We start from the raw sequence: 12,043 nt of genomic DNA on the forward strand, positions 1-12,043 counted from the left end.
CGTTCAGCCCGCCGGGGCGCTCCCGGCGTACGGCGGCGGGCCCGCGGGCACCTCCGCGGGCCGGGCGGCGCCCGCGGCCCGCGCCGCGATGTGCGCGGAGATCCGGCGCGCGGCGAACCCGGCGCCGTGCACGAGGCGCAGCGCCGGCCCGAAGGTCCCCGCGGCCATGAACCCCGCGAAGTACAGGCCCGGCACGGAGGCGTCGAGGTGCGGCCCCAGCACCGGCGAGCCGCGTTCGGCCCGGATCCGTTCGCGCGCCTCCGGCGGCAGGAACGGGATCCGGTCGAGGCCGGGGACGAAGCCGGTGGCCGCGATCACGTGGTCGACCCGGTGCTCCGCCCGGTCCCCGCCGCGGCCCGCGGTGGTGAGGACGGCGCCGCCGCCCGCCTCCCGCGCGGCGACGACCTCCCGCCCCGCCAGCAGGCGCACGCGGTCGTCGAACCGGTCCCGCAGCCACCACGCCCCGGCGGGGGCCAGGACCGCCCGGCCGAGCCGGTGCCGTATCCAGGCCGGCAGCGGGCGCGCGGCACCGGGATGCTCCGACCAGACCCACGCCCCGTACCCGCGGCCGAGCGCCGAGTGGGGGCCGCGCAGGACGCGGCCGGTCCACGCGGGGGAGGGGACGGGCAGGGGCCGCCAGGCGGGCCGTCCGGTACGCGCGATGACCAGCGGGCGGGCTCCGGCGTCGGCCAGCAGCACCGCGGTCTCCAGCGCGGACTGTCCCGCGCCGATCACGGCCACCTCGCGGTCCGCGAAGCACCGGAGATCGCGGTGGGCCACGCTGTGGGTGCGGAGGCCGGCGGGGAGCGCGGACAGGACGGGGGGCACGTGCGCGAACGGCCGCATGCCCACCGCGACCACCACCGCGCGTGCCCGCGCGACCTCGCCCGTGGACAGCAGGACGTCGTGGCGGTCCCGGGCCGGGTCGATCCGCAGGACCTGGGCGTCCTCGGCGAACGGCACGAGGTGGCCGGCGAACCAGCGGCCGTACCCGGCGAACGTCGGGACCGGGATCGGCCGTCCCGTACGCCAGCCCGGATGGCGGTCGGTGAACGCGGCGCCCTCGATCGGCGCGGCGAGGCTGGAGGCGAGCGGCTCGGAGGTGAGATGGGCGGCCCGCGGGATCCCGGTGTCCCAGAACTCCATCGGCGTGCCGATGACGCGGGCGTCCAGGCCCAGATGGCTCAGGTGCGCGGCGACGGAGAGCCCGTAGGGCCCGGCCCCGACGACGAGCGCGTCGGCGGTCGAGTCGTGCATTCGCCTTCCCCCGTGTGCTGGTCGTGTGGGTCGCCGCCGGTGCCGCGCTCCTCCCGCGCGCCGGGGGCCGCGCCGGATCGCCGTGCCGGCCGGTCGTGCGCCGGGAGCGCGCCGCGGCGCACGGCCCGTGCCACGACCGCGAGCACGGCCAGCAGCACGCCGGCCGCGGTGCCGACGGCCAGGTCGAACGGCAGGTCGGGGGAGCTGGGGGACAGGGGGACGCCCGCAGGCGTCATGAGCGTGGCGACCACGCCGGTGTCCTGCTGGTGGGCCCTGCTGTAGCGGACCAGGGCGTCGGCGGCCGTGTTGGCGAAGGAGGCCGCCTCCCGCGGCGTTCCGGCCGAGCCCGTCAGCTGGATCATCGGCACGCCGGACGTGGCGGACGCGTGGATGTGGTCGGCGGCCTGAGCGAGCGCGGTGTCCGGCAGGGGGGCACCGGACCATGCCAGCGTCTCCCGGAGGGGCGCCAGCTGGACGTACGCCTGCGCGAAGTCGGACGCCGTGGACCCCGAAGCGGACTTGGAGACCACCAGGACGTAGGCCGTCGCCGAATAGGTCGGGGACTTCAGCAGGCCGTAGCACAGGCCGCCCAGGACGCCGGCCAGCACGACGGCCAGCGGGAGCCCGAACACGCGGACGAGCCTCATACCCGGACCATCCATTGCAGCTCGTGGCGGACGACCTTGGCCCGCAGGAGCAGGCTCCGGTCGCGCTCGCCGACGTAGGTGCGGGCCAGGGCGTGCCGGCCCGGCTCCTCGGGCCGGATCGCGCAGGCGTAGCCGTACCCGGCGATCCGGACCTCCGTCACGACCCGCGGGCTGACATGGCCGTGGGGGTAGGCGAAGCCCGTCACGGGCCGCTGGACGATCTCCTCCAGGACGAACCTGCTCTCCCGCAGCTCGTCGCGTACCTCCTCGTCGGAGGCCGCCGGGAGGGAGAGGTGGCGCATGCCCTGGGAACCGACCTCCATGCCGAAGTCGGCGACGGCGCGCAGCTGGTTCGCGGTCATCAGCGGCCGGGGCGTCCCTGCGGCCCACCCGTCGTACCCGCCGACGTACCGGGCGACCGCGAAGACCGTCGCGGTGAACCCGAGCCGGACCAGCACCGGTACGGCGCGGGTGGCGAAGTCGGCGTAGCCGCCGTCGAAGGTGAGGCCGACCAGTCCCCGGGTGCTCCCCTGGGCGTGGGCCCGCAGCAGTTCCCCGACGCTCACCCCGCGCAGCCTGCGGGCCTGGAGCCAGCGCAGCTGCCGTTCGAGGCGTTCGGGCGTGACCGTGCCCGGCGGCGCGCCCCGGTCGTCGTTGCGGCCGATCGACCGGTACATCAGCACCATCGGCATCGCGGTGATGGGACGCTCGAAGTTCTCCGGATGGTTCACGACGCTCCTCGGGCCGACGTGGCGTCGAGCGGCCACCTGGTCCTTCTTCCGCGCTCCTCGTGGCCCGCCGGTCTCCGCCGGCCCTTCTCGAACCGGCTTCTCTCGATCCGGTTTCGAGTCTGTCCCGCGCGGGCGCGGCCCTCCCGCGGACGCACGGCGCCGTCCCATGCCTTTAACGAAGGTCAACGCGTTCTTGGACATGGCCGTGGTGCCGCAGGTCCGGGACCGGCCGGCCCGGTGTCCCGCCGGACGGCCGTTGATCATCGGTGGTGTCCCGGAAATCTCCCCGCCGCGTAATGATCGGCTCAAGTCGACCGCGGCCGGTCGCGGGCGTCGGCGCCGCGCGCCCACCATGTGTTAGCCCTATCGGACGCCGCGGAATCGCGAATCCGTGGTCCGCCGAATTCACCCGGCTACTCCGCGCATCAGTTCAGGAGGCACCATGATGAAGCGACTGGCGGCGACCGGCGCCCTCGCGCTGGCCATCGCGGGCGGGCAGGCCGCCGCCGCGCCCGCCCTGGCCCACGGCCGGGACGACGGGAGGAAGACCGAGGTCAAGAGCACCAACGTCAAGAAGACGAAGACCACGAAAGTGGTGATCCGGAAGACGTACGTCAAGAACTACGTGAACAACTACGTCTATCACTACAATTTCGGGGACGTCCGCGACCGGGATTCCCGGAAGGACGCCGCTCCTCCGGTCTCGCCCGGGATCACCGGGCTCGCCGGTCTCGCGGATCTGCTCGGCCTGGGCGCCGGCCAGGGCGGCCGGTAGCCGTCCGGCGGAACCCTTTTCCTGAAACCCTTCCGAGGATTTCCGAGGATTTCCGGGGAAGCCGGTCAGATCATTCCGAGCCGCCCGGCCAGGATATGAGCCTTGGTGCCGCCGAGTTCGAGTTCGGTGGCCGTGTGCCCGAACAGGTAGTGCATCATCCGGTCGCGCGCCTCCTGGAACTGGAGGTAGTCGCGCTTGCTGAAGAGGTCCGGGTGGTCCAGGTCGGCGGGCACGTGGTACGGCCGCGTGACCGGCACGCGCCGGGGCGCCGTCCGGGGCGCCGTCCGGGCGGGCGGCCGGTGCGGCGCGCCGTTCGGGGCCTCGTGCGGCGCGGCGCCGCCGTCCGCGCCGTCCGCGGTGCGGGGCCGGCGGACGTCGGGGACGAACAGGCCGGGATGGCCGATCCCGAACTCGACGCTGTGGATCGTGCGGGCGCGTCCCGTCGCCAGGTCCACCCCGGTGGAGGTGTCGGCGCTGAAGTCGATCGTGGTCGAGTGCGCCAGCTCGAAGGAGTACCTGACCCGCTGCGCGGTGACCACCAGACGCCGGTCCAGCTCGTCCCAGCCCTCCAGGCCGGCCACCTGGCCGGGCCGGAGCCCCAGGCCGTCGGCCAGGACGCGGGCGAACGCGTTGTCGGCGCCCTCGTCGGCCAGGAACGCGCGGAGCCGCCCGGGCGGCGCCGACTCGATCAGGTGCGCCTGCGCGGCCAGCCGGATCCGCTCGCCCGGCGCGCCCGGCCAGGTCACCGTCCGGCCCTTGACGGCGAGCAGGAACGACCCCGCCTCGTCGGAGCTCAGCTCGCGGCGCCGCAGCACCACGGCGCGGCGCAGCAGGGTCAGCCCCGGAACGTCGTAGTAGGTGTCGGTGCACCTGCGGATGGTCTCGGCGGACATCAGCTCGACGCCGAGCGACCTGAGCAGGTCGGGCCGCAGGTAGAGCGACCGCAGCCGCGCCACCACGGAGAGGTGCTGCTCGGCGGAGACGAGGAACTCCGACTCGGCCTCCAGCGCCGTCGCCATCTCCATCCCGGGCCGGAGCAGCCCCTTGAACGCCTGGTAGACCGGGCGGCTCTCGCGCAGCGGCTCGCCCACGCTCCAGGCGGTCTCGGGGACCGACTCCGCCTCCTTCAGGTCCTCGATGGTGATCGTGCGCAGGTCGATGCGGCCCGAGCCGTTCTTCTGGCCCGTGCCGCCGCTGTAGTGGCGCGGGGCGTTCCGGCCCGTCCTGTTGTCCCACCACTCGGCCCTGATCCCGGCCTGCGGGAGCACCTCCAGCACGGCGTCCTGCACGGGCACGCCCGCCGGCCTCCTGATGCCCAGCAGCTTGGCGAGCTGGTTCCAGGTGTAGGAGGCCGAGAACGTGCAGACGTTCTGGTCGGGCGGCGGGGTGATCACGATGACGATGTCCAGGACCGTGCCGCGGGGATCCTCGAGCGTCACCGGGATCAGGTCGTGCGGCATCGCGACGTGCCTCAGGTCCGACAGCACGGTGACCTGGAAGGAGAGCCCGTCCTCGGTGACGCCGTAGCCGTTCACGATGAGCCGCGCCGGGTCCTTGAAGCGGTGGTCACGGGAGAACAGCGGCGGCGTGACCGTGGGGTGGTTGGACCTGTCGCCGAAGACCCGCTCCCGTGCCCGGGTCCGGGCGCGGCGCAGGAACGCCGGCGTCCGCAGCTCCGCCTGCCGGACCGGATCGGGCGCCGCGGGGTCGGGATGGATCGCGTGCCCGGCCCGGCGGCCCGGGGCGACCGGCCCGGCGGCCATCGACGGCGGCGCCGGGTCGGTGGGCGGGGCGGGGACGACCGCCCGCCGCCGGTACACGGTCATGCCGCTGATCTCGTCGGGCACGCCCGCGCAGCGGTAGTAGACGTACCCGTTGGGCTTGATCTCCGAGCCGGCGATGACGGTGTCGCCGACCGAGGGCGTCCACACCTCGGTGCCCTCCGGGAGCGGGGGATTGGTCCTTCCCAGCGGAGCCGGCGTGGGAGCCGCCATGCTCGCCTCCCGGTGTCGTAGAGGGGACGGTGATATCCGAGGATCGTGCCGTTCCGAAAGGGCGCCGTTCATGGTACGGCTCGTGCCCGTGCCGTCCAGTGAACGTACGGTCCCGGATCACCGTTCCAGTGTTGCCCATGCCGCCCGCGAGATCGCGATCCTGACCTGGCGGCGACCGGTTCCGGCCGCGCGCGGTAAAAAAAGGCCGGTCGAGGGTTGGAACGGCGGGCCGTTGTCCACCGTGCGGGCCGTGTTTCCGTGATGTTTCCGGAGCGTGGCGTCCCCGTCCGGACGATGGCCGGGACCGGGCTCACGGCCGCCCTCAGGCGGGGCAGGGCGAGGCCCCCTCGCCACCGGAAATGGCCGGATCCTTCGGAAGAATGGCAACCTGCCGCCTGTTGCCCGTGAGGCGTGCCGATGCACAGTGGGCCGCCGGGCCAACGTTCCGTACGGGCGGGTGGGCCGTCTCGTCGGGTCGTGCCTGGAGGTCTGGTGTTCCGTCCCCACCGTGCCTGGGTCGTGGCGGGGGTCGCGTTCGTCGCGCTGGTCGGCGCGGCCGGGTTCCGCGCCGCGCCGGGCGTGCTGATGGTGCCGCTCCAGGAGGAGTTCGGCTGGTCCCGGGTGACGACCTCGCTGGCCGTCTCGGTCAACCTGGTGCTGTTCGGGCTGACCGCGCCGTTCGCCGCCGCGCTCATGGACCGCTTCGGGATCCGCCGCGTCACCGCCGCCGCGCTCGCGCTGGTGGCGCTGGGCAGCGGGCTCACCGTGGTCATGGACGCGAGCTGGCAGCTGGTGCTGTGCTGGGGCGTGCTGATCGGCCTCGGCACCGGCTCGATGGCGATGGTGTTCGCCGCGACCGTGGTCGGGCGCTGGTTCGTCCGGCACCGCGGCCTGGTCCTGGGCGTGCTGACCGCCGGGGGCGCCGCCGGGCAGCTGGTGTTCCTCCCGCTGCTGGCCGGTCTGGCGGGCCGGTACGGCTGGCGTTCGGCCTCGCTCGCCGTGGCGGCGGCGGCCCTCGCCGTGGTGCCGCTGATCCTGCTGGTGATGCGGGAGCGTCCGGCCGACGTCGGGCTGCGGCCGTACGGCGCGTCCGGCGCCGACCCGGAGCCGGAGGAGGCCCCGGCCGGCAACGCCGCGCGAACGGCGCTGTCGGCACTCCGCACCGGGATGCGCAGCAAGGCGTTCTGGCTGCTGGCCGGCGGTTTCTTCATCTGCGGCGTCTCCACCAACGGTCTGGTCGGAACGCACTTCATCCCCGCCGCGCACGACCACGGGATGCCCTCCACCACGGCGGCGAGCCTGCTCGCCCTGGTGGGCGTCTTCGACATCATCGGCACGGTCGCCTCCGGCTGGCTGACCGACCGGGTGGACAGCCGCAAGCTGCTGGCCTGGTACTACGGCCTGCGCGGGCTGTCGCTTCTCGCGCTGCCGGTGCTGTTCGGCGCCTCGGTGCACCCCAGCATGCTGGTCTTCGTCATCTTCTACGGGCTGGACTGGGTGGCGACGGTGCCGCCCACCATCGCGCTGGCCCGCGAGGTGTTCGGGCCGGTCCAGGGCACGGTGATCTTCGGATGGATCTTCGCCGCGCACCAGCTCGGCGCGGCGGTCGCCGCCGCGGCCGCCGGGATCGTCCGTACCTCGTTCGGAACGTACACGCTGGCCTGGTGGGGCGCCGCGGTGCTGTGCCTGGTGGCGTCGGCCATGTCGCTGAACATCCGCGGCCGCCCCGCGACGGGCCCGCTGACCGGACCCCCCACCACCGCCCTCCCCGCACGTTGACGCCGCCTGAGCCTGGACCTGCCGTGAGCCGCCCTCGCGCGCCCACCTACGCCGGACTCGCCGATCCGGAAGCCGAGAACGACCTCCGCATCACCCTGACATAATGCAGATGAAATCCAGGCAGATTGCGACGGCAATTCGGAATCATATTCGCGTTCGGGTGATTATTGCGTTCCAAGTCGCGCGAATTTCCAAAACTCTGAGAAAGTGCCGAGTTCTCTGGTTGGATTCTCCTGTTCGGGTGCGCTGTGATCGCCACGTTGGTCCTCCGCGTACGGCGGTGGGCCTTGATCGCCGGAACCATCGGGGTTACGTTGACGCGGATCCGATCCCGTCCCTTCATGGAGTGGTGACGCGTGAGCGAGCGCGAGGTGAGAGGTGCGGAATCGGGCGATCGCGGGACCGGGCGATCTCCTTCCCGTAATGAATTCGCGGGCGACGTGTCCGGATCCTTCGTTCAAGCCGGATCCGTCCAAGGGGGGATTCATCTCCACGCCACGCGCCCTTCGCTGCCGGTACCCGCCCAGCTCCCCGCGACACCGCCGCACTTCACCGACCGGGAGGACGAACTGGAGAGGCTCATCGCGGTGAGCGACGCGGTGGCCGGTGAGGGCTCTCCGGCGGTGTTCGTGATCAGCGGCGTGGGCGGCGTGGGAAAGACATCACTGGGCCTGGCCTGGCTGCATCGGATCAGAGACCGATTCGGCGATGGGCAATTCTATGCGGATCTGCGGGGATTCTCCGGGGCCGAGCCGGTACTGCCGAGTGAATTGCTGGCACGCTTTCTTCGCGCCCTGGGGGTGGCCGCCGAGGCGGTGCCCGCCGACATCGACGAACAGGGGGCCCTGTTCCGCTCCCTCACCGCGGGGCGCCGGCTGATCATCATGCTGGACAACGCCGTCTCCGCGGCGCAGGTACGCCCCCTGCTGCCGGGCCACGGTCCCTCGCTGGTGGTGGTGACCTCGCGGCGGCGGCTCACCGGCCTGGCCGTCGACGGCGCGTCCTTCCTCACGCTCGGGCCGCTGGAGCAGTCCGCCGCCGTCGATCTTCTGGACCGCATGCTCGGCAGCGCGCGGACCGGCGCGGAGCCGCGGGCGGCACGGTCTCTCGCCGAGTTGTGCGGGCGCCTGCCCCTGGCGCTGTGCACCTCCGCCGCCCGGCTGTCGACCCGGGAGAACTGGCCGATCTCCCGGGTCGTGGACGAACTGGCCGATGAACGAGGTCGGCTCGCGGCCCTGGGGAGCCGGGGTGAGGACGACGACGGGGAGAGTTCGGTGCGGTCGGTCTTCGAGGTGACTTATCGCCACCTGCCCGCTGACCCGGCCCGGTTGTACCGGCTCCTGAGCGTGCATCCGGGAGCGGACTTCGATCTACGGGCGGCCGCGGCCGTCATCGAGGCGGAGCAGGAGCCGACGGCCCGCGGCCTGGACGCGCTCGCGGACGCCAACCTGATCGAGGAGGAGCCCGAAGGCCGCTACCGGTTTCACGACCTGACGCGGTTGCACGCCCGCGCCGTGGCCGAGGAGGAGGAACCGGAAGCCGAGCGTGAGAGGGCCTTCGAGCGGTTACTCGAGCACTCGTTGACCATCGCGGTGGCGGCCGACCGTGTGATCATTCCCGGCCGCTGGCACCTGGGGCGTCACTATGAGCGCGACCCCGTGGTCGTGTTCGCCGACAACGTGAAGGCGCTGGAGTGGCTGGAGTCCGAGCTGCCCAACTGCGCCGACCTCATCACCGCCGCCCATGAACGGGGGCTGCATCGGGGCACGTGGGAACTGTGCGAGGCATTGTGGGGGCTCTTCATTCACCGCAAGCACTACGCGACCTGGATGAGGACCCATGAGATCGGGGTGGCCGCTGCGGCCGCGGCGGGGGATCCGCGGGCCGAGGCGCGGATGCTGGTGGCGCTGGCCTACGCCCATCTGAACCGCCGCGATTTCCCCGAGGCCGAGCGCCGCGCCGAACGGGCCCTGGAGCTCGAGGTCGGTGGCGGGCACGCGCGGGGCGTGGCGGCGGCGCTGGAGTGTCTGGGCGTGGCGCGGCTCGGCCTCGATGACGTCCCCGGCGCCATCGCGTCGTTCTCCCGAGCCCTGAGCGTCCAGCGGGACATCGGGCTGGAACGCGGTGTGGCGATGATGCACCGGCGTCTGGGCGAGGCCATGGCGCGGCTCGATCGCGCCGATGAGGCGATCGATCACCTGAATGAGGCCCTGGCCTACTTCGACGGGCAGGACGACCACTACAACCGGGCGCGGACGCTCATCGGCCTGGCCGGCGTCCTTACGGCGCGGGGCCGTCTCGGCGAGGCCGCCGCCACGCTGACCACCGCGTCGAAGGCCGCCGACCACGCCGGTGCCAGGCATGAGCAGGGGAACGTCCAGCTCGCCTTGGCCGACCTGGCACGTCGTGCCGGTGACCCCGGCGCCGAGAGGGCGCGGCTGGAGCGGGCCGCCGCCGTCTTCGGCGAGCTGGGTGCCCCGCAGGCCATCGACGTTCACGCGCGCCTCGCCCGGCTCGACCGTTCTCCGGGCCTCGGAGATCACGGCTGACCGGGGGCCTGGGCGGCCTGGGCGGGGAAGAGCGTGATGCCGCCGCCAGGCCGTCCCGGCAGGTCGAAGGTCAGGCGTGCCGTCCTCAGCGCGGTGAAACAGTGGCCCAGCACCAGGCGGCCGTGCGCGAAGGAGGCCGCCCACGCGAACGCGCTCTCTAGCTCGGCGAGAGCGCATCCGCCCGCCGGCAGGAGGGCGGTGAAACGCGCGGCCTCCCGGTGCCCGCGCGCCCATAGGGCGCACCGGCCTCCGGCGTCGAACACGCAGGTGATCAGCGTGGCGTCGGAGGGAGGGACGGGCCGGTCGAAGGGGGGCGCGATGGCTCTCATGACGGCGACGTCGGCGATCGGCAGCCACCGGTCGTCGCGGCCGGTGGCGCGTACCCGCACATGCTCGTCCACCATCCGGCCTCCCGGCCACGGCCCTCCGTCCGCCCGGCCGTGGCCGGAAGGCGGGCCTGCCGGGAGAGAACGCAACACCATGGCGACGGTCTCCCGGCCCGCGTGCGCCGTGACGCGGGCCTGCCCCGGCCGTCCCGGCGGCTCGGCCCTCCGCGTCGTGGAGACCCGTGCCTGAATGAGCTCGGCGCTCACCGGACCACCTCCGGTTCCGTGGTGCCGACCAGGCGGGGCGGCGGTACCGCATCGAGGGCCGCCGGTTCCGCCGGTTCCGCGAGGCGCAGCAGCCCGTACATCTCGCGGCGCAGGAGAGCGGCGGCGCGGCCGGGCTCGGAGGTCAGCCGGTCGCGCAGCAAGGTGGCGACGGCCGGGGCGCTGTGCGCCGCCGTGTGCGCCTCGATCTGGGGGAGGAGCGGCCGGTCGAGCGAGAGACGCGGGGCGAGGCGTCCGAGGAGTTCGGCCTGTGAACCGGGCAGGACGTCGTCGTCGGGGAAGGCGGCCAGGACGGTGGGGACGCCGATCGCGGCGGCGTAGTGGCTGACCGACCCGTAGTCGCCCACCACCAGGTCGGCCGCGGTCAGTGCGGCCTGCCAGCCCTCGTGCGGGGGCAGCAGCCCGGCGCCGAGCCGGCGGCAGTCGTCGAACCAGGCGAGGCACTGCCGGTGACCATGCCAGCTCCAGGTGGCGGGATGCAGGGCCGCCACGACTGCATAGCGCTCCGGCGGCAGCTCCGTGGCCAGCCGGCGGATGAGGTCGCGGTGCCGTCCGAAGAGGGAGCGGGGCCCCCACGTGGACGAGACGACCACCAGACGCCGTCCCCCCACCCCGAGCGCCCGGCGGTAGGTCTCGCGCGACGGAGCGCCGGCGCCGATCCTGTCGAGGGCGGGGTCGCCGACGACACGGACGGCGGGCTCCGCCTCCGGGCAGATCCGCGCCAGCCGGAGCCGGTGCTCGTGATGGGCCAGGGCGATGACGGCCGGGATCACGCGGCCCCCGGCCACGAGCGCCTCGCGACGCAGCCCGGCGATCGGCCGGGGGGCGGCCGGGCCGGCGCCCGCCCACCGGTGTGACCGCGTGGCCGGGCCCATGCCGTGCTGAAGCAGGAGGACGGGGGCGTGCAACCGTTCCAGTCCGCCGTCCCCGGCGGCGATGGCGAGGTCGAAGGAGGTGTGGGCGGCCCGGTCGAAGGGGATGACGAGCGCTCCCGCGGCCCGCAGGTGATCGGCGACCCCCGGCGAGAACACCGACGCGGGTGCCACGGTGTAGACCGTCTGGACACGCCGGTCACGTTCGATCAAGGTCAGGACGTCGGCGAGCCGGGTCGCCGCGGTCAGGTGGTGCGCGACGGCGAGGACGGTGCGCCGCGTCGCCAGGGTGGCCCCCTTCGCGGCGTCCAGGCCGAACGGTCCCGGCGACCAACCATCAGATGACATCGTGCCCTCCCGCTGCTCGGCTGGGTGCGGCTCCGAGGCCGCTGGACCCACGGTGTGCCGGGCACATGGATGGAGAGCCTGCACGGGACTGGACGAAGACGTTGCATGCCTGGTGATGTCGCCGGAATGGCCATGTCACAAGGGCGGGGACGGACCAGGATCTGGTCGCTCCCCGCCCCTTGTGGCATGATCTTCAAGCGCGTGCAAGTTTCATCTAGACCATGAAGATCAACGGAATGATGAAGAGCATGCCGTTCCTCGCAATCTATGAGGTAGTGCACGTGCATGCAAGCATGCAGATGCACGTGCAGAATTTGCACTGTTGCACTTGTGTGCGGGATCAAGGTTAGCCCAGTTCGCCCGGCTCGCGTGGCTTCGTTGATCTATCGGGGCTTCGAGTTCTGGGGGAGCTAGATCCGCGTATTGATGCCATCCCCACCATTGTGGGTGTCGCCGCATTGGAACGTGTGTTCCTCGAAA

At 73.0% G+C, this 12,043-nt stretch carries 9 protein-coding genes; 3 read left to right on the forward strand and 6 right to left on the reverse strand.

What is annotated here, in order from left to right:
• Positions 1–3 precede the first annotated feature (3 nt).
• From IW256_RS38320 to IW256_RS38330, 3 genes are read right to left on the reverse strand one after another with little or no spacing between them, the layout of a single operon-like run.
• Positions 4–1,257: an FAD-dependent oxidoreductase gene (locus tag IW256_RS38320; protein ID WP_197015599.1), complete on the reverse strand. Its 1,254-nt coding sequence runs from the start codon at positions 1,255–1,257 to the stop codon at positions 4–6.
• Positions 1,185–1,904 (reverse strand): YveK family protein, encoded by a 720-nt coding sequence (locus IW256_RS38325; RefSeq protein ID WP_197015600.1) that lies wholly within the window; start codon positions 1,902–1,904, stop codon positions 1,185–1,187. Before IW256_RS38325 ends, IW256_RS38320 begins: the two co-directional genes overlap by 73 nt.
• Complete coding sequence (locus IW256_RS38330; RefSeq protein WP_307829340.1) at positions 1,901–2,635, reverse strand: polysaccharide deacetylase family protein; 735 nt, start codon at positions 2,633–2,635, stop codon at positions 1,901–1,903. Before IW256_RS38330 ends, IW256_RS38325 begins: the two co-directional genes overlap by 4 nt.
• A 442-nt stretch (positions 2,636–3,077) precedes the next feature.
• Here IW256_RS38330 and IW256_RS38335 point away from each other — a divergent pair, with 442 nt between their 5' ends.
• The gene (locus tag IW256_RS38335; RefSeq protein WP_197015601.1) at positions 3,078–3,410 is read left to right on the forward strand and encodes a hypothetical protein; all 333 of its coding nucleotides are present in this window, start codon (positions 3,078–3,080) and stop codon (positions 3,408–3,410) included.
• Between the two features lie 65 nt (positions 3,411–3,475).
• Here IW256_RS38335 and IW256_RS38340 read toward each other — a convergent pair whose 3' ends face one another.
• Positions 3,476–5,404 carry a hypothetical protein gene (locus IW256_RS38340; protein WP_197015602.1) on the reverse strand — a complete coding sequence of 643 codons (1,929 nt, stop codon included), beginning with the start codon at positions 5,402–5,404 and terminating at the stop codon, positions 3,476–3,478.
• Between the two features lie 492 nt (positions 5,405–5,896).
• On the opposite strand from IW256_RS38340, the gene IW256_RS38345 reads away from it, so the two are divergent.
• Positions 5,897–7,183: an MFS transporter gene (locus tag IW256_RS38345; RefSeq protein ID WP_420535435.1), complete on the forward strand. Its 1,287-nt coding sequence runs from the start codon at positions 5,897–5,899 to the stop codon at positions 7,181–7,183.
• A gap of 587 nt (positions 7,184–7,770) precedes the next feature.
• Positions 7,771–9,732 (forward strand): ATP-binding protein, encoded by a 1,962-nt coding sequence (locus tag IW256_RS43000; RefSeq protein WP_197015604.1) that lies wholly within the window; start codon positions 7,771–7,773, stop codon positions 9,730–9,732.
• Here IW256_RS43000 and IW256_RS38355 read toward each other — a convergent pair.
• Positions 9,723–10,325: a hypothetical protein gene (locus IW256_RS38355; protein ID WP_197015605.1), complete on the reverse strand. Its 603-nt coding sequence runs from the start codon at positions 10,323–10,325 to the stop codon at positions 9,723–9,725. The genes IW256_RS43000 and IW256_RS38355 overlap by 10 nt on opposite strands.
• Complete coding sequence (locus IW256_RS38360; RefSeq protein ID WP_197015606.1) at positions 10,322–11,563, reverse strand: UDP-N-acetyl glucosamine 2-epimerase; 1,242 nt, start codon at positions 11,561–11,563, stop codon at positions 10,322–10,324. The genes IW256_RS38355 and IW256_RS38360 overlap by 4 nt, the downstream gene beginning before the upstream one ends.
• Positions 11,564–12,043 lie beyond the last annotated feature (480 nt).

Origin of the sequence: Actinomadura viridis, assembly GCF_015751755.1 — a bacterium.
Classification (GTDB): domain Bacteria; phylum Actinomycetota; class Actinomycetes; order Streptosporangiales; family Streptosporangiaceae; genus Spirillospora; species Spirillospora viridis.